The organism is Rhodoplanes sp. SY1 (genome assembly GCF_046000175.1).
In the GTDB taxonomy this organism is placed as follows: domain Bacteria; phylum Pseudomonadota; class Alphaproteobacteria; order Rhizobiales; family Xanthobacteraceae; genus Rhodoplanes.
In genome coordinates, this window is sequence record NZ_JBEOMB010000003.1 from 20,672 (window position 1) to 47,493 (window position 26,822).

The window sequence follows — 26,822 nt, forward strand, 5'->3', positions numbered from 1 at the left end:
GGGACCGGTCCGCGCGTCACGGGAGTGAAGCATGATCAAGGACATCGTCGTGAACCTCGCGCTCGTCGCCGACCACGATCCGGCGGCGGCCTTCGCGCTCTCGATCGGACGCACCTTCGGGGCGCATGTCACCGGGGTGGTGTTCGTCTACGACCCGGTCATCTCGCCGAGCATCATGGACGGGGTGTCGGCCGAGTGGATCGACGCCCAGCGCGACGAGAGCCTGACGATGGCGCAGACCGCGATCGCGCGGTTCGACCGGGCGGCCGAGCTCGCGGGCGTCCAGGCCGGCCACCGAATCATCGAGGCGACGCTCGGCGGCGCCACCGACATGTTCGGCCGCATCGCCCGGCGCTTCGATCTCGCCGTGGTCGGCCAGCGCGAGCCCGACCGGATGTCGCCGGCCGACCTGTTCGCCGAGGGCGCCCTGTTCGAGTCCGGCCGGCCGGTCGTGATGGTGCCCTACATCCAGAAGGCCGGCCTCGCGCTCGACCGCGTGCTGATGTGCTGGGACGGCAGTCGCACGGCGGCCCGCGCGATGGGCGACGCCCTGCCCTTCCTGGCGCGCGCCGCCCAGGTCGACGTGGTGATCGTCGCCACCGGGCGCTCGAAGAGCGACGAGATCCCCGGCGCCGATGTCGGCCACCATCTCGCCCGCCACGGCATCAAGGTCGACGTCAAGCGCATCGTCGCCGAGGACGTCGACGTGCCCAACACGATCCTGTCCTATGCGGCCGACGTCTCGGCCGACCTCATCGTGATGGGCGGCTATGGCCACTCGCGGCTGCGCGAGTTCGTGCTCGGCGGCGCGACGCGCGGCATCCTCGGCTCGATGACCGTGCCGGTGCTGATGTCGCATTGAGCGCGGCGTGTCGCATGGAGGCCGGCGCCCGCCCGCCCCGGCCGCGATCGACCTGCCCCGGACGAGGCCCATCAGGCCACCGGCTTGATGGGCCGCAGAGCCTGGGCCCAGAGCCACAGAGTTCCGCGTCAGCGCGATCATCGTTTGGCCGCGCTGTTCCGTGCGGCCCTTGGGTTCCGGCTCGCGCTGGCGCGCGTCCGGAACACGGGCGTGTGCAGCAAGGGCAGATACACGGCCCGAAAACACGACGCCCGGCGCGAGGCCGGGCATGTCGTCGACGCGGGAACGCGCGCTCAGTGCACCGTGTGGCGGCGCGGCGGCAGGACCGCCTGGTCGAGGGCGAGGCCGTCGAGGCGCTCGGCATAGGGGCAGAAGGCGGGCGCGCGGCTGACGGCGACCGGTGCGCGGGCCAGCCAGTCGCTGCACAGCTCGGCCGAGCGGCAGGCCTGGCAGGAGCGGATGACGCTGCCCAGCGTGCGGCCGAAATAGCTGTCGACCTCCTCGTCGCACTCGATCCCCAGCCGTTCCATCATCTCGCCGATGTTGGCGGAAAATCGGTCGAATCTGTCGAAATCACGCATCGTCGTCTCCGCGGCGCGGCATCGTTCGGCCGGCACCGTGGGAATACTGGATTGTCCGGACTCGACCGTCCTTGATCTTTGGCAACCGGGTTTTTGATCTGCAGCAAACGCCCTGCCGTCCCCCGCCGCGGTATCCAGGGACGGAGGGGTCAGGCGGCGTCCTCGGCCGGCCACGGCGCCTGGACCACGAGGCCGCGGGCGCGCGCGTCGACCACACCGAGCGCCCGCAACACCAGCAGCACCACGGCCTGGACGGCGTCGCGCTGCTTCGCCGGATCCGCGTCGACCGAAGCGGCCGGGCCGATCAGCGCCTCGACGAGCGCGCCGAGAATCGCGTCGGCGGCGATCCGCACGTCCTGCTCGGGCAGCCGGCCGGTGGCGATCGCGGCCTTGATGCAGCCCTCGATCACGCCCGTGATGGCGCGCCGGCAGGCGAGCCGCTGCGGCTCGATCTCCGGCTCGACCGGCTCGGCCAGCACGGCGAAGACGAGGCGGCGCTGGCGCAGCGCCCGGCCGGCGAAGCTCGTCACCGCGGCGGCGAGCCCGGAGAGCGGCCCCGGCGCGGCGCCGGCCGCCTTGGCCATGGCGGCGACCTCCTGCTCGCTGACCTGCTCGAGCAGCGCGGTGACCAGGTCCGCCTTGGCCGGGAAGTAGCGATAGACCGTCCCGGCCGCGATGCCGGCGCGCTCGGCGACCGGCACGATCTGCACGCCGACGAGCCCCTGCGCACTGGCGACGGCGCGGGCCGAGGCGAGAATATCGTCGCGGCGGGCGGCCAAGCGCTCGATGACCCGTTCGGTGCGGCGGTAAGGCATGGTGTCGGGTCTCGGGCGATGATTTTTGCAGAACAAGATATGAGTCGAGATTCAGACCCTGCCGCGCCGGGCCCGGTCATGCAAGCGAAACCACGCCGGCCGTCGCCGTCTCGGGGACGACCCGGAGACGGCGACGGCAATCGCTTCACCCTCCGCTCATGCCCGCGAAAGCGGGCATCCAGAAGCGTCGTACCGTGTCACCCTGGGTCCCCGCCTGCGCGGGGACGAGCGGCCCCGTGCGCGATCGTCGCAGCCGAAATGGCTATGCGCCCTGGGCGGCCAGCGCCTTCGCGCGGATGCCCTGGAGCGTCGCGGTCGGCGTGATCGCCTCCGGGTCGATCTTCAGATGCAGGATCGCCGGCAGCCCGGACTCCTGCGCGGCCCGGAAGGCCGGCGCGAACTCCGCCGTCGCCGCGACCGTCGCACCGAACCCGCCGAACGCCCGCGCATAGGCGGCGAAGTCGGGATTCTTCAGCGTGGTCGCCGAGACGCGGCCCGGATACTCGCGCTCCTGATGCATCCTTATGGTGCCGTAGATGCCGTTGTCGCAGACCAGCACGATGATCGGCAGGCCGTACTGGACAGCGGTCGCGAGCTCCTGCCCGTTCATCAGGAAGTCGCCGTCGCCGTTGATCGAGACGACGGTGCGGTCCGGATGCAGCCGCTTCATCGCGACGGCGGCCGGCACGGCGTAGCCCATCGAGCCGGAGATCGGCGCCACCTGGGTGGCGAAGCGGCGGAACCGGTAGAAGCGGTGAATCCAGCCCGCATAATTGCCGGCGCCGTTGGTGACGAACGAGTCCGCCGGCAGGGTGTCCCGCAGCCACAGCATCACCTGGCCGAGATTGACGCCGCCCGGCACCTCGGTCGGGGTCTCCGACCAGGCGAGGTAATCCTCATGCGCGGCTACGGCGGCACCGGCCCACGGCACACGATCGAGCGGCGCGAGCCCCGCGGCGGCGGCCGCGAAGGCCGCCGGCGTCGCGTTGATGGCGAGATGCGGCCGATAGACCTTGCCGAGCTCCTGCACGCCCGGATGGACGTGCACGAAGCTCATCTGCGGACCCGGGATGTCGATCAGCTCGTAGCCCTGCGACGGCAGCTCGCCGAGCCGCCCGCCGACCAGCAGCACCAGGTCTGCATCCTTCACCCGCGCCAGCAGCTTCGGGTTCGGCCCGATGCCGAGGTCGCCGGCGTAGCAGGGATGCAGGGCGTCGAAGAGATGGGCGCGGCGGAACGTCGTGGCGACCGGCAGGTCGAAGCGCGTGGCGAAGTCGGCGATCGCCCGGCAGCCCTCCGCGGTCCACCGGCTGCCGCCGAGCAGCATCACGGGCCGCTGCGCGCCCGCGAGCATCTCGCGCAGCCGGGCGAGATCGGCCGCGCCGGCCGCGATGTCGACCGGCGCGAAGGGCGGCGCCGGCGGCGCCGCGATGCGCTCGACCAGCACGTCCTGCGGCAGCGCCACGACCACGGGGCCGGGCCGGCCCGCGGTCGCCTCGTAGAAGGCGCGCGAGACGAGCTCCGGCATGCGGGCCGGATCGGTGATCTCGACCACCCACTTCGCCATGCCGCCGAACATCGCCCGGTAATCGACCTCCTGGAACGCCTCGCGCTCCTTCTGGTCGCGCCCGACCTGACCGATGAACAGGATCATCGGGCTCGAATCCTGCTGGGCGATGTGGATGCCGGGCGAGGCGTTGGTGGCGCCGGGGCCGCGCGTCACGAAGCAGACGCCGGGCCGGCCCGTCGCCTTGCCGACCGCCTCGGCCATCATGGCGGCGCCGCCTTCCTGCCGGCACACCGTGACGGCGATGTCGCGATCGTGGAAGGCGTCGAGCACGGCGAGATAGCTCTCGCCGGGGACACAGAACACGTGCTGCACGTCGTTGACGACGAGCTGGTCGACCAGCGCTTCGGCGGCCGTGCGCAGATTGCCTTGCGGACGCATGTGAGAACTTTCCCGGGATGGGGGCGACGGAGGCCCGGCACGCCCCGCGGGCGTGCGAGGCGATCTTCGCGGCCGGCGCGGAGCTGTCAACGGCTCCCGTAAGCCGGGTGTAAGTCGCTGCCGCTAATACGTCTTTCGATGCGGCCTTCCGGTCACGTCGGTGTGGATTCGCGACGCGACCGACGGTCGCCCTGACGACCGACCGGTTAATTCGTAGTAAAGACCCGACGTGGCGCACGGCACGCGAAGAACACGTCGCATCGAACCGGATGCGAGGCCGCACGCCCGGGGTGTCGGACGAGAGTGCAGGACGAGATGGTTGCAACGACGAGGCAGCGCGCCGCGGGCGCGGACGAGCGGCCGATCCGCCGGACGCGGCTCGGGCCGATGCTCGGCCTGACGGCGCTCGCCCTGGTGCTGACGGCGGCGCCGCGGGCGCATGCCGACACGCTGCAGACCGCGCTGGTGCGGGCCTATCAGACCAATCCGGTCCTCAATGCCGAGCGGGCGCGCCAGCGCGGCACCGACGAGGACGTGTCGATCGCGCTGTCCGGCTATCGGCCGCAGATCAACGCGGCGCTGAGCCCGAGCCTGATCGCGCTGCGCGATCTGCTGCCCGGCGGCAACACCGAGCGGGCGACGCTGCGCGGCTACACGGCGCAGCTCACCATCACGCAGGTGCTGTTCAACGGCTTCCGCACAGGCAATCAGGTGCGCCAGGCCGAATCGCAGGTGCTTTCGGGACGCGAGGCGCTGCGCGGGGTCGAGCAGTCGGTGCTGCTCGACGCCGTGACGGCCTACATGAACGTGGTCGCCAACCAGTCGCTGGTCGAGGCGCAGCGCACCAACGTGACGTTCCTGCGCGAGACGCTCGGCACCACCCGCAAGCGGCTCGACGCCGGCGACGTGACGCCGACCGACGTCGCCCAGGCGGAGGCGCGGCTCGCCCGCGGCAATGCCGACCTCAATGCTGCCGAGGTCGCGCTGGCGATCGCTCAGGCGACCTACGAGCAGGTGATCGGCGCGCCGCCCGGCCGCCTCGCCGCGGCCGAGCCGATCGACCGGCTGCTGCCGCGCGGCCGCGACGAGGCGGTCTCCCTCGCCCGCCGCGACAACCCCGCCGTCAAGGGTGCCCAGTTCGACATCGACGTCTCGCAATACGCCATCAAGATCGCGGAAGGGGCACTCTACCCGACCCTCACGGCGCAAGCCGGCCTGCAGCGCGACCGCAACACCGACACGACGCTCGGCTCGAAGGGCACCGACCAGGCGTTCCTGACCGGCAGCCTGCAGGTGCCGATCTACGACGGCGGCCAGGCGGCCGCGCAGGTGCGCCAGTCGAAAGAGGTGCTGACCCAGGCCCGCATCGTGCTCGACCGGGTGCGCACCCAGACCAACACGGCGACGGTCGCGGCCTGGGTGACGAACGAAGGCGCCAAGATCGCGCTGTCGGCCGCCGAGGCCGAGGTGCGGGCCGGCACCATCGCGCTCCAGGGCGTGCAGCGCGAGGCGCAGGCCGGCCAGCGCACCACGCTCGAGGTGCTGAACTCGCAGCAGGACCTGACCCAGGCACGCTCGCGCCTGATCCTGGCGCAGCGCGACCGCGTCGTCGCCTCCTACACGCTCCTGTCGACCATCGGCCGCCTCGACCACAAGACGCTGGCGCTGGCGACGCCGAGCTACGAGCCGCAGGTGCATTATCAGCAGGTGCGCGACGCCTGGCACGGCCTGCGGACGCCGGACGGTAAGTAGCGAGCGCCGTCCTCGTGGCTCCTGGCGCGCGCCGGAGCTTGCGCCGGGAGGGCGCGGTCCTTTCTCAATGCGCCGGGGTCGGCGCCGGGGTCGCGCCCGGCAGGGCCTCGCGCGGCTTCACCTCCGGCATCACCAGGCGGGAGAGGCTCGGAATCACCAGAAGGCTGCAGATCGGCGAGAGCAGCATGCCGCCGACGATGACGGCGGCGAGCGGCTGCTGCACCTGGGCGCCGATGCCGGTCGAGATCGCCGCCGGCACCAGGCCGATGCAGGCCGAGAAGCCGGTCATGAAGATCTGTCGCATGCGGGTCTCGGCGGCGCCGACGATCGCCTGCTCGGTGCCCTCGCCCTGCTCGAGGGCGCGACGGATGTAGGAGACGAGCAGGATGCCGTCCATGGCCGAGACGCCGAACAGCGAGATGAAGCCGACCGCCGCGGACACCGATGCGTTCAATCCGGCGACGTAGAGCCCGATGATGCCGCCGGCGACCGCGAACGGGATGCCGGAGAGCGCCAAGAGGCTGTCGCGCACGCTGTTGAACAGGCTGTAGAGCAGCATCAGGATCATCAGCAGGCTGAGCGGGATGATCAGCGCGAGCCGCGCCTTCGCCTCCTGCAGGGCGCCGAACTCGCCCGACCACTCCATCTTGTAGCCGCCCGGCAGCGGCACCTTCTCGGCGATCTTCTCCTGCGCCTCCTCGACCGTGGAGCCGAGGTCGCGGCCACGCACCGAGTACTTGAGCGGCACGAAGCGCTGGCTGTTCTCGCGGTAGATGTAGGCCGCGCCGGTGACGAGCTTCACCTCGCCGAGCTCGCCGAGCGGCACATAGGAGGTCGGCAGCTTGGGATCGGCGTTCGGCAGTGCCACCGGGATCGAGCGGATGGCGTCGACATTGGCGCGATATTCGGGCGCGAGCCGCACCGTCAGGGCGAAGTTCATCTCGCCCTCGTAGACGCGCGCCACCTGCTGACCGCCGATCGCCGCCTGCACGACGGCGTTGATGTCGGCGATCGAGAAGCCGTAGCGGGCCGCCTTGGCGCGGTCGATCCTGATGATCAGGTTGGGCTGGCCGAGCAGGCTGAAGGCGGCCGGGTCGGTGACGCCCGGCACCTTGCCGATCTCCGACTTGACGCCACGCGACAGCCGCTCGAGCTCGACGAGGTCACGACCGAAGATCTTGATCGAGTTCTCGCCTTTCACGCCCGAGACGGCTTCCTCGATGTTGTCCTGGATGTACTGCGAGAAGTTGAAGTCGATGCCGACGAACTCGCGGTTGAGCCTCTCGGACAGCGCCTTGACCAGGTCTTCCTTGGTCATGCCCTTCGGCCACTCCTCGAACGGCTTCAGCGGCACGAAGAACTCGGCCAGGAACGAGCCGTCCGGATCGGTTCCGTCGTCGCCGCGGCCCTGCTCGGAGAACACGGTGCGGACCGGTGGGTAGCTTCTGATCACGTCGCGGATGCGAGCCACCGTGTCGATGCCGGCCTCCAGCGTGATGGTCGGCGGCATCATGGCGCGGACCCAGAGATTGCCCTCCTCGAGCTTGGGCAGGAACTCGGTGCCGAGCCGCATGCCGGCGACGCTGCACAGCGCCAGGAACGCGACCGCCGCCGTGACGGCGATGCGGTAGTGGCGGACGGCGCGCGGCAGGACGCCCATGTAGACTTTGCGCAGGCCGCGCACCAGGAGCGTCTCGACCTCGGCCACCCGCTCGGGCAGCAGGATCGAGGACAGCACCGGCGTCACCGTGAAGGTGGCGATCACGGCGCCGAGCAGCGCATACGCGTAGGTGCGTGCCATCGGGCCGAAGATCTGGCCCTCGACGCCCCGCATGGTGAACAGCGGGATGAAGGCCGCGATGGTGATCAGCACCGAGAACAGGATCGCCTTGTCGACCTCGACGGCGGCGACCAGCACGCGGTGCAGCTTGTCGCCGAGCCGCTGGCTCGTCCCCGAGCCGGACGGCACCGACGGATGGTGGTGCGCGAGATGCCGGTAGATGTTCTCCAGCATGATCACGGTGGCGTCGATGATGATGCCGAGATCGATGGCGCCGACCGACAGGAGGTTGGCCGATTCGCCCTGCAGCACCGTGATCATCACGGCGAGGAACAGCGCGACGGGAATCGTCCCGGCGACGATCAGGGCGCAGCGCAGGTTGCCGAGGAACACCCACTGGATCAGGAAGATCAGCGCGATGCCGAACAGCATGTTGTGCAGCACCGTGTTCACGGTCACGGCGACGAGATCGCCGCGGTCGTAGAACGGCACGATCCTGACTCCGGGCGGCAGGCTGCCGTCGGTGTTGATCGTCTCCACCGCGGCGCGCACCCGCTTCACCACGTCCATGGTGCGCTCGAACTTCTGCATCAGCACGATGCCGGTGACGACGTCGGTCTTGTCGTCACGTCCCGCCATGCCGAGGCGTGGCGTGTAGCCGATCTGGACGTTCGCCACGTCGGACAGCATCACGGGCGCGCCGCCCTGCTGGGTCAGCACGATGTTGCGAATGTCGTCGAGCGAGGTGGCGACGCCGATGCCGCGCACGTTCACCTGCTGCTCGCCCATCGCGATGGTGCGGCCGCCGACGTTCGAGTTGCCGGCCGCGATGGCCTGGATGATCTGCGGCATGGTGATGCCGTGCGCCATCATCCGCACCATGTCGATCTCGGCCTGGATCTCCTTGGTCTTGCCGCCCAGCACCAGCACGTCGGCGACGCCAGGCACGATGCGCAGCCGCCGCTCCACCACCCAGTCCTGCAGGGTCTTGAGCTCCATCACGCTCATGCCCGGCGGGCCGACCAGCTCGTAGCGGAAGATCTCGCTGATGGTGCCGGCCGGCGAGATCACCGGCTGCACGCCGTCCGGCAGCTCGGCGTCCTTGAGCCGGTTGAGCGCCTGCTGGCGCACGAAGTGATAGTCGCGGCCGTACTCGAACTGCAGGCGGATGAAGGAGAGCGCATAGACCGTGTTGGAGCGGATGAACTTCAGCCCCGGCGTGCTCGCCACCGCCACCTCGATCGGGATGGTGACGTAGCGCTCCATCTCCTCGGGCGACTGGCCGGGCCGCTGCGCGATGATCTCGATGATCGGCGGAGCCGGATCCGGATAGGCCTCGATGTTGAGGTTGAGGAAGGCGACGAAGCCGATACCGAGGAACGCCGCATAGGCGATCATCACCAGGGGCCGGCGCGAGAGACAGAACGCGATGAGTTGCCGCAACATGGGACCGCCGAATCCGTTCAGTGCTGTGAGGACGAAGGCCGCCCCGTAGACCGCTCATCCCCGCGCAGGCGGGGATCCAGAGTCCCTCGCCGTGTCGCCCCTTCGTCCCCGCCTTCGCGGGGACGAGCGATGTCCTTGTCCAGATGAGCCACCGACGTCGCTCTCGCTATTGCTGCCACTCGTTCTCGACGAAGATGGCGCCGACCGTCACCACGCGGTCGCCGACCGCGACGCCGTCCTTGATCTCGAACCGCCCGTCCTGCTCCATGCCGAGCGTCACGGCGCGGCGCTCGAAGATCATCGGCTCGGTCTCGATCCACACCACGTCGCGGCTGCCCTCGCGGATCACCGAGCGCACCGGCACGGCCGGCGCCACGCGCCCCGCGCCGGTCTCGATCGTGACGGCGGCGAACATCTCGGCCTTCAGGGCGCCGTCCGGATTGGGCAGCACGGCCCGCACCACCACCCGGTGGGTGACGGCATCCGACACCGCGCCGATGACGGCGACCTTCGCCCGGACGATGCGGCCGGGCAGCGCCGAGATCTTCACGTCGACCCGGTCACCGATCCGCACCGCGGCGAGGTCCGCCTCCGGCACCTGCGCCTTCAGCCACATGGTCGAGAGATCGCTGATCGCGTAGAGCGGCTCGGACAGCTCGCCGCGCACATGCTGGCCGACCGCCACCTTGCGGGCCGTCACGGTCCCGGCGATCGGCGCCTTGATGATCACGCTGCGGCTGGTGACGCGGCGCACCGCCAGCTCGGCGATCTCCTCGTCGCTGCGCCCGATGATGCGCAGCCGCTGCCGCGACGCCTCCACGGCCGTCTCGGCCGCCCGCGCGTCGCTCTCGGCGGCGACCAGCAAGGCCTGCGCCTGCTGCCAGTCCTTCAGCGCCCCGGCCTTCTGTTCGTAGAGGGCGCGGGCGCGCGTCTCCGCCGTGCGGGCGAGCTCGAGCTGCGCCTTCGCCTTGGCGAGTGCGCCGACCGCGGCGACGTGATCGTTCTGGGGCGGCAGCACGTCGACGCTGTCGAGCTCGACCAGCGGCGCGCCGGGTTCGACCCGCTCGCCGAGCCTGGCGATCAGCCGCGCCACCCGGCCCGAGAAGGGCGACGAGACGACCGTGGTCGCGTCCTCGTCATAGGCGACCTGCCCGATCGCCAGCTTGCGGACCCGGAAGTCGCGCGGCTCGATCCGCTCGACGACGATCTGATGCTCCTGGTCGGGCGTCACCCGGACCCGGTTGCCCTCCTTGCTCGGCACGAAGGCCGCCGCGGCGAGCGGCGCCAGAACGAGTGCGGCGGCGACGGCGGCGGCGAGCAGACGAGCGATGATCGGGGAGCCCTGGCCCGTGCGGCACTGGGTCCCCGCCTTCGCGGGGACGAGCGGAATTAAGGTCTGATCCATCGCGACTGAGAACCGCCCTAGCGTCCGCTCGCGATGCGATCGATCAGCAGGCTGCCGCCGGCGACGATGCGCTCGCCCGGCTTCAAGCCGTCGACGATCTCGACGATGCGGCGGTCCGTCATGCCGGTGCCGACGCGGCGCAGCTCGATCCCGCTGTCGTCGCGCACGACCCAGACCTTGGCGACGTTGCCCTCGACGACCAGCGCCTCGCGCGGCACGCCGGCCGCCAGCACGGTGCCGTTGGTGTCGATGGTGACGCTCGCCAGCATCTCCGGCTTGAGGTCGCCGCCGGTGTTGTCGACCGTGGCGCGCACCATCAGGCGGCGGCTGCCCGCATCGATCTCCGGCGCCACATAGTCGACCACCCCGTGGAAATGACGGTCGGGCCAGGCCGGCACCGTGAAGGTGAGCGGCTGGCCGACCCGAATGGACGCGGCCTCGGTCTCGCGCACATGTGCGACGAGCCGCACCTTGGAGAGGTCGGCGACGACCAGGACGGGCTCGCCCGAGGCGCCGACGTATTGACCGGGGCCGATCTTGCGCTGCACCACCGTGCCGGCGAGCGGCGCCGGGATCGGCATGTCGGGATCGATGCGGCCGCCGGCGGCGAGGTTCGCCACCGTCTCCTCGGCGGCGCCGAGCCGGCGCAGCCGGTCGCGGGCGACGTCGAGCGCCGTCTCGGCCGAGGCGAGGTCGCTCGTCGCGGCGGCCAGCGCCGCCTGCGCCTGCTGCACCTCTTTGAGTGGCACCGCCTTGGCCTCGTAGAGGTCGCGGCTGCGCTTGTCGCCGATGCGAGCGAAGTCGGCAGCCGCGCGGGCCTTGGCGAGGCCCGTGACGGCGGCGACGAAATCGTTCTGCGCCTGCACCATGTCGCTCGCCTCGACGACGAACAGGGTCTGGCCGCGCACGATCGGGTCGCCCGCCTTGACGAGGATCCGGTTCACCCGGCCCGCATAGGGCGAGACCACCGGCGTCGCGTGGTCCTCGTCGATCTGGATCTTGCCTTCGGTGACGTGCTGGGAGCGGAAGGCGTGCTCGGCGACGGGCTCGACCGCCACCGTGCTCCATTCGCTGTCCTTCGGCCGATAGAAGCCGCTGCGCTGCGGTTTTCCATGCGGCGCCGCGTCGGCCGCGGAGGTCGTGGTCGGAGCCCCGGGAAGCTTGCCGCGGCCGGCGAGCGTCCAGCTCGCGCCGGCTCCGGCCGCCAGCAGGAGCAACGCCCCGATCGCGACGATGCGCCCGCGCCAGCCCAAACGTCCCGCCATGTCCAACGCCCTCCGCTCGCGGTCCGGCTCACGACCCGGACGGCGCGGCGGGGCCGCGCCGTCGGCGCACTCTGCAGGGAGACGATGTCATCGCAGAGCCGTGCTGTCGGGGGTGCGAGCGTCTGTTGTTCTCGGTCGGTGTCCCGCCGTCGATGTGTCCCGCCCGTCGATGTGCCCCGCCGGTCGTGCCCGGCCGGGCGTGTCGGAATGGACCTGATCACTCTCGCATTTCCCGCTTACAGCAACCTTACAGCGCCGCTGCACACGGCGGTTCCGCTCCCGTGTCATGATGGTTTTAGAGGGGTGTCACCCGGGTTTCGCGGATCAGCACGAGATCCCGCGATGCACCGCGGAGCCGATCTGAACAGACATTCAGGACCCGGCGTGACAGACCGCTGTTCGAAACACGCCGTGAGCCCGGTCGCCGAGCTGATCAGAACTGCCACAGGGACCGGACGCCGGTGACGAGCGCGTTCCGGCTGGCGTTCCCGGCCGGGTGCCACACCCGCGTCAGCACCGGCTGCACCACCCAGCCCGGCACGATCTGGGCCGTGTAGTTGATCTCGAGATTGGCCTCGAAGTCGCGCACCACGCCGGGCGCGCCCTTGACCGCGATCACATCGCGGTCGAAGGCGCGCAGCGCGTCGGAGAACCTTGCATAGATGGCGCTCGCCCCGAACTTGTCGTCGGGTCGGCCCGGCACCAGGCCGGCGAACACGATGCCGCCGTCGGCATAGAAGTCGATCGGGCTGCGGTCGGAGGGGCTCGCCGAGACGCGGCCGAACAGCGAGATGCCGTCGTCCCAGGCGCCCCCTTGTGGGCGCCAGAGCTGCTGCTCGACGACCGCGTAGACGCCCCAGTCGCCGCGATGCTTCAGCGCCACGCCGGAGCCGTTCGACGCGGCGAGCAGAGCGAGGTCGGCGGCGAGGCGCAGGTCGTCGAAGCGGCCCGTATGGGCCCAGCCGCCGAGCTTCAGTCCACGGGCGAGGCCGGTGTCACGCGCGCCGTGGTTCCAGGTCAGCTGCACCTCGCCGATGAACAGCGGCGGATCCTGGACCCGGAAGTTCAGGCCGTAGCGGTTGCGGATCTGCTCGTCGGCGGGCGGCGGCGGACCGGCCGGGTCGCCGTTGAACATCGCGACCAGCACGGCGAGCCAGTCGGTCGGCTCGACCTTCACCCGGAGGCCCGGCGTGGCGAGCGGATAGGCCGGACCGCCGCTCGGCTGGTTCAGCGCCGTGATGGTCGGCCAGTCGCTCTGCAGGAACATGAAGCTGAGCGACGAGTAGAAGAACTCGACGTCGGCGGCGAGCTGGCCGACCCGCAGGCTCGCTTTGTCGTCGAAGAAGGTCTGCTGCAGCCACAGCTCGGCCAAGCGCGTCGACGGCACCGCCTCGATCGCCGCGATGGTGTTGACGCCGCCGACATACTCGCGCCGGAACTGGCCTGTGTTGTGGATCTGATAGCCGTCCGTGTAGAACGTCAACCCGTGCCAGCCGGTGAGCGGCTCGAAATCGTAGCTGACCTGCAGCTCGAGCTTGCCCTGGTCGATCGTGCCGGTCTTCAGGCCGCCCTTGACGTTGGACAGCACGTCGTTGGTGTAGATCAGGTTGAAGGTCAGCCCCTTGGAGGCGAGCCGGGCGCGCGCTCCGGTGGGGTCGCCGTTGGACGGCAGGCTGGTGGCGATCGACGGAGCGGTCCAGCCGCCCGGGGCCGGCGCCTGCTGAGCCACAGCGTCATTCCCGGACGCCAACGCACCGACGAGCAGCAAAGGCGCGACGAGGCGCAGCACGAGCCAGCCATGCCGGCGACGCTCCCGCCCGCACTTCGCCGACAGACCGCTCGCGACCGGCACTCCCACCTCTCCTCACGATCGCTCTGGCCGACCGACGACGGCCCAGCCTCGGGATAGGGTCAATTTATGACAAACGAGCAAAACGCGATCCACCGGCGACGGTCGGCACCGGTGCGCCGTTCGTTTCCCTGACCGATTGTGGATTTCGGGTCGCAGCCAGGCGGCCCACGGAGCCGATGCGCCACGCCCCGTCAGCGTCGTATCAGCCGCGGCGCGCCATGACATGCCGGGAAGCAACCTGGAAAGCCCTCATGCCGGTGTCGCACCGTCCGCCCTCGGCGCGCCTGCTCGCGCCCGAACCTGCGCCTCGATCCTCTCGGCCCTACGGCCCGAGAGGGGGCCGGCAAAGACGTGCCGCGCTCTGGCTCGCCTACGGCCTCCTCGCCCTCGTGGTCCCGGCATCCGGGGCTGCCCCGGCCCGCGCCGCCGAAGCGTTGCCGGTCACGGCCGTGCAGGCCGAACGGGTGGGCATCGAGACCGCCCGCATCGAGGAGCGACCGGCCACGGCGGGCCTGCGCTTCCCGGCCCGAGTGATCGTGCCGCCCAATCGCAGCCGCATCCTCAACGCGCCGCTCGGCGGCCGCATCGAGACCATGACGGCGACGCTCGACCAGGCGGTCCGCGCCGGCGCGGTGCTGGCCGAGCTGCAGAGCCCGGCACTCGCCAAGGCGCAGGCCGACTTCCTGGTCGCCAACGGCAAGGAGCAACTCCTGCGCGAGACCTTCGAGCGCGAGCAGTCGTTGTCGCCCTACGGCGCCGTGCCGCGCAAGCAGGTGATCCAGACCGGCAGCGAGTACGCCCAGGCCCGCGCCACCACGGCCGAGCACCGGCAGGCCCTGCGCCACTACGGCATGAGCGAGGCCGCAATCGACAGGCTCGTCGCCGGCCAGGCCCTCGATCCGCGCCTCACCGTGACGGCGCCCGTCGACGGCACCGTGATCGAGACCATGGCGGCGCCGGGCCAGACCGTCGAGGCGCTGGCGCCGCTCTATCGGCTCGCGCAGCTCGACCCGCTGTGGATCGAGATCCAGGTGCCGGCCGGACGCGCCGAGAAGATCGCGGTCGACGTCGCCGTGACGATCGAGGGATTCGACGTCGCCGGCCGGGTGGTGTCGGTCGGCACGACCGTCGACCCGACCTCGCAGACGATCGCGGTCCGGGCGGAGTGCAGCCGCGCCTGCAGCCGGCTGCGACCCGGCCTCGTGGTCGAGGCCGTCGTCGTGCCGGCCAACGGCAGCACGGCCGAGTGGCGGGTGCGCAACGGCGCCGTCGTCCGCCGCGGCCCCGACGCCTTCGTGTTTGTGCAGACCGACGACGGCTTCGTCCCGACCCCGGTGACCGTGCACGAGGAGATGCCGGACTTCGCCGTGGTGAGCGGCGACTTCCAGGGCGGCGAGCGTGTCGTGGTGCGGGGCATGGCGGCGCTCAAGGGCGCGTGGCAGGGCCTCGGAGGGGTCGACTGATGCTCGACCGTCTGGTGGAGTTCTCGCTGGCACACCGCCTGCTCGTCGTGCTGGCCACGCTGCTGCTGGTCGGCGCCGGGGCCTGGGCGTTCACCTTGCTGCCGATCGACGCGTTTCCGGACGTCTCGCCCGTTCAGGTGAAGATCATCGCCAAGGCGCCCGGGATGACGCCCGAGGAGGTGGAGACGCGCGTCACCGCGCCGCTCGAGCTCGAGCTGCTCGGCATCCCCAACAAGAAGATCCTGCGCTCGGTCACCAAGTACGCGCTGGCCGACGTGACGATCGACTTCGAGGACGGCGTCGACATCTACTGGGCCCGCAACCAGGTCGCCGAGCGTCTCGCCGGCGTCGTCAAGGACATGCCGCCCGGCGTCACGGCGGGGCTCGCGCCGATCACCACGCCGCTCGGCGAGATGTTCATGTTCACGATCGAGGGCGGCACGCTGTCGCTCGCCGAGCGCCGCACCCTGCTCGACTGGACGATCCGCCCGGCGCTGCGCACCTTGCCGGGTGTCGCCGACGTCAACTCGCTCGGCGGCCATGTACGGTCCTTCGAGATCGTGCCCGACAATCTCGCGATGGCGGCGCGCGGCGTCTCGATCGAGATGCTGCAGAAGGCGATCGAGGCCAACAACCGCAGCGGCGGCGCCGGCCGCCTCGCCGACGGCGAGGAGGTGCTGCTCGTGCGGGTCGACGGCGGCGTGAAGGCGCTCGACGACCTGCGCACCATCGTGGTCACGGTGCGGGACGGCAAGCCGGTGCGGATCGGCGATCTCGCCGAGGTGCGGATCGGCAGCATCACGCGCTACGGTGCCGTCACCCGCGACGGCGCCGACGAGGCCGTGCAGGGCCTCGTGCTCGGGCTGCGCGGCGCCAACGCCCGCGACGTCGTCGACGGCGTGCGCAAGAAGCTCGCCGAGCTCGCCCCGACACTGCCGCCCGGCGTCACCTTAAGGATCTTCTACGACCGCGGCGATCTCGTCTCGCGTGCCGTCGGGACGGTGTCGCGCTCGCTGATCGAGGCGATCGTCCTCGTCGTCGTGCTGCTGGTGCTGTTCCTGGGCGACTGGCGCGCCGCCCTCGTCGTCTCGGTGACGCTGCCGCTGTCGGCGCTCGCCACCTTCGTGCTGATGCGGCAGGTCGGTATGTCGGCCAACCTGATGAGCCTCGGCGGGCTGGCGATCGCCATCGGCATGCTGATCGACGCCTCGGTCGTCGTGGTGGAGAACATCGTCGCGCATCTGGCGCACGATTGGCACCACGGTCGGGTGCCGTTCCTGCATCGGATTTTCCACGCCATGCAGGAGGTCGCCGTGCCGGTGACGTCCGGCATCGCCGTGATCGTCATCGTGTTCCTGCCGCTCCTGTCGCTCCAAGGGCTGGAGGGCAAGCTGTTCATTCCGGTGGCGCTCGCCATCGTGTTCGCGCTGACGAGCTCGCTGCTGATCGCGCTGACCGCGATTCCCGTGCTCGCCTCGCTGCTGTTGAAGCCCGGCGGCCATGGCGACACCTGGCTGGTGCGCCGCATCGGCGCCGCCTACGCGCCGGTGCTGGACTTCGCGCTTCGCCGCGAGAAGACCGTGCTCGCCGTCGCCGGCGTCGCATTCGTCGCCACGGGCTTCGCCTACGCCCAGCTCGGCAAGACCTTCATGCCGGTGATGGAGGAAGGCTCGCCGATCGTCAGCGTCGAGAAGGTTCCGTCGATCGGCCTGGAGCAGAGCCTCGCCCTCGACCTGCGCATCCAGAAGGCGATCATGGCCGATGTGCCGGAGGTGACCGGCATCGTCGCCCGCACCGGATCGGACGAGCTCGGCCTCGATCCCATGGGCCTCAATCAGACCGACACCTATCTGCTGCTGAAGGCGCCGGAGGACTGGCGCCATCCGGGCGACAAGGAGTGGCTGATCGGCGAGCTACGCAAGGCGCTCGCCCAGCTCCCCGGCATCGGCTTCAGCTTCACCCAGCCGATCGAGATGCGGGTGCAGGAGATGATCATCGGGGCGCGCGGCGACGTCGTCGTCAAGATCTTCGGCCCCGAGATCGACACCCTCAACCGCCTCGCCGAGGAGATCACCGGCATGCTGCGCGGCATCGCCGGCAGCGAGGACGTGCGCACCACGCTCAACACCGGCAGCCAGTATCTGGGCGCCCGCATCGACCGGCTGCGGGCCGGCCGGCTCGGCCTCGACGTCGACGGGCTGACCGAGGCGCTCCGCACCCAGATCGAGGGCAAGACGCTCGGCGTCGTCGTCGAGGACGGAAGGCGTACGCCGGTGCTGCTGCGCGGTACCGATTCGCTGCGCGAGCAGCCCGCCCGCTTCGCCGATCTCAGCCTCGTCCTCGACGACGGCAAGGCGGTCCCGCTCACCAGCGTGGCGAAGCTGGAGCGGGTCGACGGACCGGTGAAGATCGACCGCGAGAACGGCCGCCGTCTCGCGCTGGTGCAGAGCAATGTCGGCGGGCGCGATCTCGTCGGCTTCGTCGACGAGGCGAAGCGGACCGTCGCCGACAAGGTGCCGCTGCCGGACGGCTACACGCTCGTCTGGGGCGGACAGTTCGAAAACCAGCAGCGCGCGGCCGCAAGGCTCGCCGTCGTGGTGCCGCTCGCGCTGGTGCTGATCTTCCTCCTGCTGTTCGCCACCTTCGTCTCGGTGCGCCAGGCGCTGCTGGTGTTCGTCAACATCCCGTTCGCGCTGGTCGGCGGCGTGTTCAGCCTGCTCGGCTCGGGCGAGTATCTTTCGGTGCCGGCGTCGATCGGCTTCATCGCGCTGCTCGGCATCGCGGTGCTCAACGGGCTCGTGCTGGTGTCGTGCTTCAACCAGCTCCGCGACGAGGGCCTGCCCGTGGAGGAGATCGTCGTCACCGGGGCGCGCCGCCGGCTGCGGCCGATCCTGCTGACCGCCAGCATCACCGCCTTCGGGCTGGTGCCGCTCTTGTTCGCCCAGGGGCCGGGCTCGGACGTTCAACGGCCGCTCGCGATCGTGGTGATCGGGGGGCTGGTCAGCTCGACCGCCCTCACCCTGCTGATCCTGCCGATCCTCTACCGCCGCTTCGGCCTGCCGAAGGTATCGCCGGCATGACCCAGACGTCCCTCGTCCTGCAGATCCCGGCCGCGCTGGAGGAGGCCGTGATCGACGTGATGCTCGACAACGAGGCCGCCGCACGGGCCGGCTTCGTGTCCCGCGACGTGCGATTCCACGGCGACGCCGCGATCTATCACAGCGTCATCGAGCAGATCCGCGGGTACACGAAGGTCGTCGAGATCACCCTGACGCTGCCGGAGGCGGCGATCCGCGAGCTCCTGGCGACGCTCGCGGCGGAGCTACCCGGACGCGGGCTCGGGTGGAAGATCGTGCCGATCATCGAGACCGGCACGATCTGATCAGAAGTGCGACGTCAGGCGCAACAGAATCTGGTTCTTCTCGTAATTGGTGAGATCGAGCGATCGCGGATCGCCGACCGCCTTGCCGGCGACCTGATAGTTCCAGGTGCCGGACAGGCCGATCGTCTTGGACAGCATCATGTGGAAGGTCGGGCCGACATAGAGCGCCTCGCCTTTGAAGTCGGAGAGGCCGAGCGTGCCGTAGGAGCGCAGATACCGGGTCTCGATGCCGATCAGGGTGAGCGGCCGGAATTGATACGACAGCGCGCCGTGGATCGCCCATTCGGAGTCGCGCGCCCAGTCGCGGGTGCCGAGCTCGCGCGACGTGCCGCCCGACCAGCCGACATTGACGGCGCCGAACAGCTTGTCCTTGACGATCTCCTTGTCCATCAGGAGCGAGAGCACCGTGCCCCAGGCCTCGGTGCGCCGCCCCGAGGTCGGATCGACGCCGGCCCAGCCGGGCTCGAGGTTGACCGTGAGGCCGAACGGGTCCTTGTGCCGGTCGAGCACCTTGTAGCGCATCTCGACGGACGCCTCGTGGAGGTTCGCCTCGCTCAGATTGTCGAGACCCTCGACGCCGCGGATTCGGTGCGAGCCGAACGTGAAGCCCGGCGCCACCCGGAAGTTGTCCGTCACCGTGTACTTGAAGTGGGTGTGGGTGGCGGTCGAGAAATAGGTTCCATAGCGCTTGGCGATGCCCGAGAAGGTCTCGAGCTCCATCTCGAAGTCACCCTTCTCGCCGATGTCGGAGCCCATCGTGATGCCGAAGATGTGCTCGGTATCGAGGCCGTCGCCGTGAGACGGCTCGGAGGCGCCGGCCGGACCGCCGAGCGCGACGGTCGCTCCGAACAGGACGGCAGCGAGCAGGCTGCGCCGAGGCGACGAGAAACGCGCGACCGCGCGACGATCCGGTGTCATGACAAACCCCCTTTGGCCACCCCCGCGGCCGCAATGGCCGCACCGTGCAGTTGCAAGTCGTTCGCGTCAAGTAAGTTTGACAACGAATTCAATATGTTAGAACCATTCGAAAGTGCGACTTGAGCCTCTGTCGCAAGGGCTTTGCGGTTGGCTGTTGCCGAACCGTCACGTGGCCGGTTTGTTTAGGCATCGCGGTTCAGCCCACTGCGGCCGGGCGGGCGCGGCGCGCCAGCACGCCGTGGCGGGGGGCGAACAGGAAGGCGAGGCCGAACAAGGCGGCCTGCGTGAGCACGATGCAGGCGCCGGGGGCGCCGTCGATATGGAAGCTCGCCAGCGTGCCGACCACGGCCGAGGTCACGGCGCTCGCGGTGGCGATCGCCAGCATGCGGCCGAACCGGTCGGTGAGCAGATAGGCGGTGGCGCCCGGGGCGATCAGCATGGCGATCACCAGGATGATGCCGACCGCCTTGAGGGCGGCGACGATGGTGAGCGCCAGCAGCACCAGCAGGCCGTAATGCAGCAGGCGCACGGGCAGGCCGATGGTGCGGGCGTGACCCGGGTCGAAGCAGTAGAGGAGGAGGTCGCGGCGGAACACCAGCACCACGAGAAGCGTGCCGCCGGCCACCACGGCGGTCTCGATCACGTCGCGCGCCGTCACGCCGAGCACGTTGCCGAACAGGATGTGGTCGAGATGCTGGTCGGTGTCGACCCAGGTGAACAGCACCAGGCCGAGGCCGAACATGCCGGAGAACACGATGCCCATCACGGTGTCCTCCTTCACCCGGCTGTTTTCCTTCAGGTACCCGGTGAGGAGCGCGCAACCGAGCCCGGCCGCGAAGGCGCCGAGCGCCAGCGGCAGGCCGGCGACATGGGCGAGCACGATGCCGGGCAGCACGGCATGCGAGATCGCGTCGCCCATCAGCGACCAGCCCTTGAGCACCAGGAAGCACGACAGCACCGCGCAGACCGCGCCGACCAGCACGGCGACGACGAGCGCCCGCTGCATGAACGGATAGGCGAGCGGCCCCGTGATCCAGTCGACGATCAAGCTCACGGCACGGCCTCCAGGGTCGCGGCGCGGCGGCGGCGCGCGGCGAGCAGGCCGTGCTTCGGCGCGAAGACGAAGGCAGCGAGGAAGACGAGCGTCTGCAGCGTGACGATGACGCCGCCCGTCGCCCCGTCGAGGAAGTAGCTGAGATAGGCGCCGACCGCGCTGGTCGTCACGCCGAGCACGACGCTGATCGCGATCAGCCGGCCGAACCTGTCGGTGAGCAGATAGGCGGTGGCGCCCGGCGTCACCACCATGGCGATGACCAGGCAGGCGCCGACCGCCTGCAGGGCCGCCACCGTGCAGGCACTGAGCAGGGTAAAGAAGACGATCTTCAGCGCGCCGACCCGGATGCCGATGGAGCGCGCATGCGCCTCGTCGAAGAACGTCACCATCATGTCCTTCCAGACGACCGCCATCACGAGCAGCGACACGGCGGCGATGATCACGATCTGCACCACGTCCTCGTCGGCGATGGCGAGGATGTTGCCGAGCACGATGGTCTGGATGCTCACCGCGGTCGGCCGCAGCGAGGCGATCAGGAGGCCCGCCGCGAACAGCGTGGTGAAGACGAGGCCGATGACGGCGTCCTCGCGCAGCCGCGACTTCTGCCGCACCACCACCATGGCGAGCGAGGCGAGGAGGCCGGCCGCGAAGGCGCCGGCCGCGAAGGGCGCCCCGACGATCGCCGCGACCGCGACCCCCGGGACGATGGAGTGCCCGAGCGCGTCGCCCATCAGCGACCAGCCCTTGAGCATCAGGTAGCTGGAGAGAACCGCGCAGGTGCCGCCGACGAGCGCGCTGACCCACATGGCCTTGCGCATGTACTCGTAACCGAACGGGACCAGCAGCTCGGCGACGAGCGTGTCCATGTCAGCCCCGCCCCCCCGCGCCGCTGCCGGGAGCGTCCTCGGCTTCGTCGTCGCCGTAGATCACCAGCGGCCGCTCGTCGTCGGTGAGCACCGTCAGGCTGCGGCGGTCGGCGTCCTGGTGCAGGGCGGCGGCGCCCAGCCGGAAGTTGCGCAGCGCGCCGCCGAAGGTGCGCTCCAGGTTCCTCTGCGTGAACACCTGCGCGGTCGGGCCGGCCGCCAGGACGGTCCGGTCGAGCAGCACGACGTGGTCGCAGAAGTCCGGCACGCTGCCCAGATTGTGGGTCGAGACCAGCATCACGTGGCCGGCGTCGCGCAGCTCGCGCAGCAGCGCGACGATCGCCGCCTCGGTGGTCACGTCGACGCCGGTGAACGGCTCGTCGAGCAGGATGATCCGCGCCTCCTGGGCGAGCGCGCGGGCGAGGAAGACGCGCTTCTTCTGCCCGCCGGAGAGCTCACCGATCTGGCGCTTGCGGAACGCCGTCATGCCGACCCGGTCCAGCGCAGCGTCCACCTGGCGGCGGTCCTCGCGCGAGGCGATGCGGAACAGGTTCATGTGGCCGTACCGGCCCATCGTCACCACGTCCTCGACCAGGACCGGAAAGTTCCAGTCGACCTCCTCGCTCTGCGGCACATAGGCGACGATGTTCTTCTTCAACGCCGCCCCGACCGGCAGGCCGGCGAGCCGCACCCGGCCGGCGGAGGGCCTCACGAAGCCCATGATCGCCTTGAACAGCGTCGACTTGCCGGAGCCGTTGACGCCGACCAGCGCGCAGATGGTGCCGGGATCGAGCGCGAAGGAGGCGTCGCGCACCGCCGTCAACCCGTTCTGATAGGTGACGGACACGCGGTCGACCAGGATGCCGTCTCGGCCCGGCGTGGCGCGTGGCGCTTGCGCTTCTGGGTCTGCCATGACGATGCGATCGCGCGTCACCGGGGCATGCATGTGCGGACCCTCGTCACTGCCCGAAGCCCTTGGCGATGGTCTCGACCGTGACCTTCAGGAGATCCAGATAGGTCGGCACCGGGCCGCCGGTCGCGCTGAGCGAGTCGACATAGAGGACGCCGCCGTAACGCGCCCCGGTCTCGCGGGCGACCTGCCTGGCCGGCTTGTCCGAGATGGTGCTCTCCGAGAAGACCACCGGGATCTTGCTCTCGCGCAACAGGTCGATGACCTTGCGGACCTGGCGCGGCGTGCCCTGCTCGTCGGCGTTGATGGGCCACAGATAGGCCTCGCGCAGCCCGTAGTCGCGCGCCAGATACGAGAACGCGCCCTCGCTCGTCACCAGCCAGCGCTGCGGCTCGGGAATCGCGGCGAGCCGCGCCCGCAGCGGCACGTCGAGCGCCTTGATCTTCTCCGCATACGCCGCGGCGTTGCGGGCATAGGCCTCGGCATTGGCCGGGTCGCGCGCCGAGAGCGCCTTGCGGATGTTCTCGACATAGACGAGGGCATTGGTCGGCGACATCCAGGCGTGCGGATTGGGCTTGCCCGTGTAAGGCCCCTCGCGAATGCCGAGCGGCTCGATCCCCTCGGTGACGATCACGCTCGGTACCTCGCGCACGTTCGCGAGGAACTTCTCGAACCAGCGCTCGAGATTGAAGCCGTTCCACAGCACGAGGTCGGCGCCCTGCGCCCGCACGATATCCTGCGGGGTGGGCTGGTAGTCGTGGATCTCTGCGCCCGGCTTGGTGATCGACTCGACCACGGCGCGGTCGCCGGCGACGTTCTTGGCGATGTCGGCGATCACCGTGAAGGTGGTGACGACCTTCAGGGGCTTGCCGGCCGGACGATCCGGTCCGGCACCTTGCGATTGCGCGAGCGCCATGGCCGGCGCGAGCGCCGCCGCGACCACGGTCGCGATCAAGGCCGCACGTCCGAGGATCCGCGCCAGCCGGGGGCCGGTCGTCATCCTGCTTGTCCCTCCCGCGGCGTCGTGCGCCACATGCTCGCAACTGCGAATTATTTGCATAATAGAATGGAGAGTGCGCGACGCACTGTCAACCGTTGTTGCGAACGAATTGCAGCTAGTGGCAGCGGCCGCTTGTCGCGGCGGAGCGTCGCGGACCGGACGGACGCCGGGACCTCCCGGACGCCCAGCATCGCACCGCGAGCCGGAGCCCGGAGCGATTCAGAGAAGCTATCGGCCGTGCTGAGTCAGGCCCGCGCTCGGTGGGCGGGCCTACTCGGCCGGCACCGGCCTCGCCGCGTCGCCCGGGCCGTCCGCCCGGCCGCCGTCGCGGCTCGCCTGGCCCCGGCCCCACCAGCGGCGATGCAGGCGGTCGAGCAGCAGATAGATCACCGGAGTCGTGTAGAGCGTCAGCACCTGAGAGACCACCAGGCCGCCCATGATGGTGATGCCGAGCGGGCGACGCAGCTCCGAGCCCGGGCCGGTTGCGAGCACCAGCGGCAGCGCGCCGAGCAGCGCCGCGAAGGTGGTCATCAGGATCGGCCGGAACCGCACCACGCAGGCCTCGTGCACGGCCTGCGCCGGGGTGAGCCCGCGCGAGCGCTCGGCCTCCAGCGCGAAGTCGACCAGCATGATGCCGTTCTTCTTGACGATGCCGATCAGCAGGATGATCCCGATGAAGGCGATCACGGTCAGCTCCGCCTTGAACATGTTGAGGGCGAGGAGCGCGCCGAGCCCGGCCGAGGGCAGCGTCGAGATGATGGTCAGCGGGTGGGCGAGGCTCTCGTAGAGCACGCCGAGCACGATGTAGACGGCGAGCAGGGCGGCGAGCAGCAGGAGCGGCTGGGCGCCGGCGCTCTGCGCGAAATTCTTGGCGTCGCCGGCGAAGTCGGTGCGGATCGAGTCCGGCAGATGCATCTCGTCGACCGCCTTGCGGATCTCGGCCGTGGCAGTGGCGAGCGGCATGTCGGCGGTGAGGTTGTACGTGATGGTGACGGCCGGGAACGGCCCCTGGTGATTGATGACGAGCGGTGCGAGCCCGCGCTCGAAGCGCGCCACCGCCGAGAGCGGCACCTGCGTGCCCTTGCTGGCCTGCACATAGACGCGGTCGAGGTCGGAGGGGTCGCGCTGCCAGCGCGGATCGATCTCCAGCACCACCCGGTACTGGTTGCGCTGGGTGAAGATGGTCGAGACCTGGCGCTGCGAGAAGGCGTTGTTGAGCGCGTCGCTGATCTCCTGCACGTCGACGCCGAGGCGCGCCGCGGCGACGCGGTCGATCACCACGTCGGCCTGCAGGCCGCCCTGCTCGCGGTCGGTCGACACGTCGATGACGCCCGGCACCTTGCCGATGCGCTCCTGCACCTTCGGCACCCACGCCTGCAGCTCGTCGAAGTTCGGGCTCCACAGCGTGAACTGATACTGCGAGCGACTGGAGCGGCCGCCGACCCGCACGTCGGAGGCCGGGAACATGAAGACGCGCACGCCCGGGATGCCCATCAGCTTGCCGCGCAGGCGGTCGACGACGCGCTGCGCCGTCACGCCGCGCTCGGCGAGCGGCTTCAGGCTGATGAACAGGCGGCCGTTGTTGACCGAGCCGCTCCAGCCGGAGCCGCCGACCGACGAGCCGACGCCCGACACGGCCGGGTCCGATAGCACGATCTCGGTCGCCCGCTGCTGGAGCTGCAGCATCTCCTGATACGAGACGTCGGTCGCCGCGACCACGCCGCCGAAGATCAGGTTGGTGTCGTCCTGCGGGATGAAGCCTTTCGGCGTGACGACGTAGAGATAGACGGTGAGGCCGATGGTGAGGAGGAGCGACAGCACCGCCATGAAGCGGTGGCGCAGCACCACGTCGAGGCTCCTGGCGTAGGCGCGCACCAGGGCGCCGAGGACGCCGTCGACGATCCGGTCGAACCGCCCGCTGTGTCCCGGCGCGCGCTTGACGAAATGCGCGCAGATCATCGGCGTCACCGACAGCGACACGATGGTCGAGACCACGATGGCGGCGGCCAGCGTCATCGAGAACTCGCGCAGGAAGCGTCCGACGATGCCGCCCATGAACAGGATCGGGATGAAGGCGGCGATCAGCGACAGGCTGATCGAGATCACCGTGAAGCCGATCTGGCGGGCGCCCTCGCGGGCCGCCTGCAGCGGCGTCAGCCCTTTCTCGAGGTTCCGGAAGGCGTTCTCGATCATCACGATGGCGTCGTCGACGACGAAGCCAACCGAGACGATCAGGGCCATCAGCGACAGGTTGTTGATCGAGTAGCCGAGCGCCCACATCACGGCGCAGGTGCCGGCCAGCGACAGCGGCACCGTGATGCCGGCCGCGACGGTCGCGGCGCCCTGGCGCAGGAACACGTAGACGACCAGCATCACCAGCACGATGGTCGCCGCGAGCGTGAACTTCATGTGCTGCACGCTCGCCCGGATCGTCTCGGTGCGATCGGTCAGGACCGAGATCTCGAGATCGGCCGGGATCCAGCGCTGCAGCTCGGGGATCAGCGCCCGGATGCGGTCCACCATCGTTATCACGTTGGCGTCGGCCTGCTTGGTGATGATCAGCAGCACCGAGGGGTCGCGGTTGAACCAGGCGGCCGAGCGGCTGTTGCGGGTGCTCTCGTCCACGGTGGCGATCGCGCCGAGCCGCACCACGGCGCCGTCCTTCGACCGGACCACGATGTTCTCGTAGTCGCGCACGGCGCGGAGCTGGCCGTTGGTGCCGATCGTCTCGCCGAGCCGCGCGCCGTCGAAGGTGCCGAGCGGGCCGGTCGCGTTGGCGTCGACGATCGCCTTGCGCACGTCCTCCAGCGCCAGTCCCATGGCGGCGATCGCACCGGGGTCGACCCGCACCCGGATCGCCGGCTGCTCGGCGCCCGAGACCGATACCTCGGCGACGCCGTCGACCTGGGCGATGCGCTGGGCGATCACCGTGTCGGCGACGTCGTAGACGGCGCTCGCCCGCATCGTCTTGGAGGTCAGCGCCAGGATCAGGGCGGGCGCCGCCGCCGGGTTCATCTTGCGGAAGGTCGGCCGCGCCGGCAGGTCGCCGGGCAGATCCGAGAGCGCCGCGTTGATGGCGGCCTGGACGTCGCGCGCCGCGCCGTCGACGTTCCGCGACAGGTCGAACTGGACGACGATCGAGGTCGAGCCGAGCGACGAGGTCGAGGTCAGCTCGGTGACGCCGGGGATCTCGCCGATGCGCCGCTCCAGCGGCGCCGCGACGGTCGCCGCCATGATCGCCGGGTCGGCGCCGGGCCGGCTCGCCGAGACGCGGATGGTCGGCAGATCGACGGCCGGCAGGCTCGCCACCGGGAGGTTGTCGTAGGCGACGAGGCCGACCAGGAACAGCCCGATGGCGAGCAGCGTCGTCGCGATCGGCCGGGCGATGAACGGGCCGGAGAAGTTCATGGCGGGGGCCCGCCGGCGCGACACGCACGGCCCTCACCTCTCCCCGCGCGCGGGGGCGCGGCTCTTGCCGCGCCAAAGAGGTCGACGTTCGCGCGGTCAGCGCGAATGCCGGGTGAGG

General features: G+C 70.2%; 18 protein-coding genes. 5 read left to right on the plus strand and 13 right to left on the minus strand.

All coding sequences use genetic code 11. The features are described 5' to 3' along the window. Nucleotides 1-31 precede the first annotated feature (31 nt). Nucleotides 32-862, plus strand: coding sequence for a universal stress protein (locus tag ABTU92_RS01100; protein WP_408086818.1), 831 nt, complete (start codon nucleotides 32-34; stop codon nucleotides 860-862). A 293-nt stretch (nucleotides 863-1,155) separates the two neighbouring features. On the opposite strand, the gene ABTU92_RS01105 is transcribed toward ABTU92_RS01100, so the two are convergent. The 3 genes from ABTU92_RS01105 to ABTU92_RS01115 form a co-directional block, all read right to left on the minus strand. Beyond that, nucleotides 1,156-1,443, minus strand: a complete 288-nt coding sequence (locus ABTU92_RS01105) for a DUF6455 family protein (RefSeq protein ID WP_378478367.1) — start codon at nucleotides 1,441-1,443, stop codon at nucleotides 1,156-1,158. Nucleotides 1,444-1,592: 149 nt separating this feature from the next. Beyond that, a complete protein-coding gene (locus tag ABTU92_RS01110; protein ID WP_408086821.1) occupies nucleotides 1,593-2,258 on the minus strand; it encodes a TetR/AcrR family transcriptional regulator in 666 nt (221 codons plus the stop codon). A 262-nt stretch (nucleotides 2,259-2,520) separates the two neighbouring features. Then, nucleotides 2,521-4,206: a thiamine pyrophosphate-binding protein gene (locus ABTU92_RS01115; protein ID WP_408086823.1), complete on the minus strand. Its 1,686-nt coding sequence runs from the start codon at nucleotides 4,204-4,206 to the stop codon at nucleotides 2,521-2,523. Between the two features lie 315 nt (nucleotides 4,207-4,521). Here ABTU92_RS01115 and ABTU92_RS01120 point away from each other — a divergent pair, with 315 nt between their 5' ends. Beyond that, nucleotides 4,522-5,958, plus strand: coding sequence for a TolC family outer membrane protein (locus tag ABTU92_RS01120; RefSeq protein ID WP_408086825.1), 1,437 nt, complete (start codon nucleotides 4,522-4,524; stop codon nucleotides 5,956-5,958). Between the two features lie 64 nt (nucleotides 5,959-6,022). On the opposite strand, the gene ABTU92_RS01125 is transcribed toward ABTU92_RS01120, so the two are convergent. The 4 genes from ABTU92_RS01125 to ABTU92_RS01140 all read right to left on the minus strand — a co-directional run bounded on the left by ABTU92_RS01125 (nucleotide 6,023) and on the right by ABTU92_RS01140 (nucleotide 13,583). Continuing rightward, nucleotides 6,023-9,184 (minus strand): efflux RND transporter permease subunit, encoded by a 3,162-nt coding sequence (locus ABTU92_RS01125; protein ID WP_408086827.1) that lies wholly within the window; start codon nucleotides 9,182-9,184, stop codon nucleotides 6,023-6,025. 166 nt (nucleotides 9,185-9,350) lie between these two features. Then, nucleotides 9,351-10,589 (minus strand): efflux RND transporter periplasmic adaptor subunit, encoded by a 1,239-nt coding sequence (locus ABTU92_RS01130; RefSeq protein WP_408086829.1) that lies wholly within the window; start codon nucleotides 10,587-10,589, stop codon nucleotides 9,351-9,353. A gap of 17 nt (nucleotides 10,590-10,606) precedes the next feature. Next, complete coding sequence (locus ABTU92_RS01135; RefSeq protein ID WP_408086831.1) at nucleotides 10,607-11,854, minus strand: efflux RND transporter periplasmic adaptor subunit; 1,248 nt, start codon at nucleotides 11,852-11,854, stop codon at nucleotides 10,607-10,609. 433 nt (nucleotides 11,855-12,287) lie between these two features. Further along, on the minus strand, nucleotides 12,288-13,583 hold the full coding sequence (locus tag ABTU92_RS01140; RefSeq protein ID WP_408086833.1) for a carbohydrate porin: 1,296 nt from the start codon (nucleotides 13,581-13,583) through the stop codon (nucleotides 12,288-12,290). A 572-nt stretch (nucleotides 13,584-14,155) separates the two neighbouring features. Between ABTU92_RS01140 and ABTU92_RS01145 the strand changes: the two genes are divergently transcribed. Genes ABTU92_RS01145 through ABTU92_RS01155 form a run of 3 tightly spaced genes read left to right on the plus strand, consistent with a single transcriptional unit; the run spans nucleotide 14,156 to nucleotide 18,551 of the window. Further along, nucleotides 14,156-15,169 (plus strand): efflux RND transporter periplasmic adaptor subunit, encoded by a 1,014-nt coding sequence (locus ABTU92_RS01145; protein WP_408086835.1) that lies wholly within the window; start codon nucleotides 14,156-14,158, stop codon nucleotides 15,167-15,169. Then, nucleotides 15,169-18,249: an efflux RND transporter permease subunit gene (locus ABTU92_RS01150; protein ID WP_408086837.1), complete on the plus strand. Its 3,081-nt coding sequence runs from the start codon at nucleotides 15,169-15,171 to the stop codon at nucleotides 18,247-18,249. Before ABTU92_RS01145 ends, ABTU92_RS01150 begins: the two co-directional genes overlap by 1 nt. Continuing rightward, entirely contained in the window at nucleotides 18,246-18,551 is a 306-nt protein-coding gene (locus tag ABTU92_RS01155; protein WP_408086839.1) for a DUF3240 family protein, read from the plus strand. The genes ABTU92_RS01150 and ABTU92_RS01155 overlap by 4 nt, the downstream gene beginning before the upstream one ends. Here the strand turns inward: ABTU92_RS01155 and ABTU92_RS01160 are convergent, their stop codons facing one another. From ABTU92_RS01160 to ABTU92_RS01185, 6 genes are all read right to left on the minus strand, one after another. Then, complete coding sequence (locus ABTU92_RS01160) at nucleotides 18,552-19,469, minus strand: hypothetical protein (protein ID WP_408086841.1); 918 nt, start codon at nucleotides 19,467-19,469, stop codon at nucleotides 18,552-18,554. Nucleotides 19,470-19,665: 196 nt separating this feature from the next. Further along, the gene (locus ABTU92_RS01165) at nucleotides 19,666-20,523 is read right to left on the minus strand and encodes a metal ABC transporter permease (protein ID WP_408086843.1); all 858 of its coding nucleotides are present in this window, start codon (nucleotides 20,521-20,523) and stop codon (nucleotides 19,666-19,668) included. After that, the gene (locus ABTU92_RS01170; protein ID WP_408086845.1) at nucleotides 20,520-21,389 is read right to left on the minus strand and encodes a metal ABC transporter permease; all 870 of its coding nucleotides are present in this window, start codon (nucleotides 21,387-21,389) and stop codon (nucleotides 20,520-20,522) included. The genes ABTU92_RS01165 and ABTU92_RS01170 overlap by 4 nt, the downstream gene beginning before the upstream one ends. Before the next feature lies 1 nt (nucleotide 21,390). Further along, the gene (locus tag ABTU92_RS01175; protein WP_408086847.1) at nucleotides 21,391-22,299 is read right to left on the minus strand and encodes a manganese/iron ABC transporter ATP-binding protein; all 909 of its coding nucleotides are present in this window, start codon (nucleotides 22,297-22,299) and stop codon (nucleotides 21,391-21,393) included. 46 nt (nucleotides 22,300-22,345) lie between these two features. Next, entirely contained in the window at nucleotides 22,346-23,296 is a 951-nt protein-coding gene (locus tag ABTU92_RS01180) for a metal ABC transporter substrate-binding protein (RefSeq protein ID WP_408086849.1), read from the minus strand. A 270-nt stretch (nucleotides 23,297-23,566) separates the two neighbouring features. Continuing rightward, nucleotides 23,567-26,704 carry an efflux RND transporter permease subunit gene (locus ABTU92_RS01185; protein WP_408086851.1) on the minus strand — a complete coding sequence of 1,046 codons (3,138 nt, stop codon included), beginning with the start codon at nucleotides 26,702-26,704 and terminating at the stop codon, nucleotides 23,567-23,569. Nucleotides 26,705-26,822 lie beyond the last annotated feature (118 nt).

Coding starts and splice junctions, on each gene's coding strand:
- ABTU92_RS01155 (WP_408086839.1), top strand. CDS start 18,246: ATGACCCAGACGTCCCTCGTCCTGCAGATCCCGGCCGCGCTGGAGGAG.
- ABTU92_RS01180 (WP_408086849.1), bottom strand. CDS start 23,296: ATGACGACCGGCCCCCGGCTGGCGCGGATCCTCGGACGTGCGGCCTTG.
- ABTU92_RS01130 (WP_408086829.1), bottom strand. CDS start 10,589: ATGGATCAGACCTTAATTCCGCTCGTCCCCGCGAAGGCGGGGACCCAG.
- ABTU92_RS01185 (WP_408086851.1), bottom strand. CDS start 26,704: ATGAACTTCTCCGGCCCGTTCATCGCCCGGCCGATCGCGACGACGCTG.
- ABTU92_RS01135 (WP_408086831.1), bottom strand. CDS start 11,854: ATGGCGGGACGTTTGGGCTGGCGCGGGCGCATCGTCGCGATCGGGGCG.
- ABTU92_RS01150 (WP_408086837.1), top strand. CDS start 15,169: ATGCTCGACCGTCTGGTGGAGTTCTCGCTGGCACACCGCCTGCTCGTC.
- ABTU92_RS01120 (WP_408086825.1), top strand. CDS start 4,522: ATGGTTGCAACGACGAGGCAGCGCGCCGCGGGCGCGGACGAGCGGCCG.
- ABTU92_RS01115 (WP_408086823.1), bottom strand. CDS start 4,206: ATGCGTCCGCAAGGCAATCTGCGCACGGCCGCCGAAGCGCTGGTCGAC.
- ABTU92_RS01170 (WP_408086845.1), bottom strand. CDS start 21,389: ATGGACACGCTCGTCGCCGAGCTGCTGGTCCCGTTCGGTTACGAGTAC.
- ABTU92_RS01175 (WP_408086847.1), bottom strand. CDS start 22,299: ATGGCAGACCCAGAAGCGCAAGCGCCACGCGCCACGCCGGGCCGAGAC.
- ABTU92_RS01125 (WP_408086827.1), bottom strand. CDS start 9,184: ATGTTGCGGCAACTCATCGCGTTCTGTCTCTCGCGCCGGCCCCTGGTG.
- ABTU92_RS01110 (WP_408086821.1), bottom strand. CDS start 2,258: ATGCCTTACCGCCGCACCGAACGGGTCATCGAGCGCTTGGCCGCCCGC.
- ABTU92_RS01105 (WP_378478367.1), bottom strand. CDS start 1,443: ATGCGTGATTTCGACAGATTCGACCGATTTTCCGCCAACATCGGCGAG.
- ABTU92_RS01160 (WP_408086841.1), bottom strand. CDS start 19,469: ATGACACCGGATCGTCGCGCGGTCGCGCGTTTCTCGTCGCCTCGGCGC.
- ABTU92_RS01100 (WP_408086818.1), top strand. CDS start 32: ATGATCAAGGACATCGTCGTGAACCTCGCGCTCGTCGCCGACCACGAT.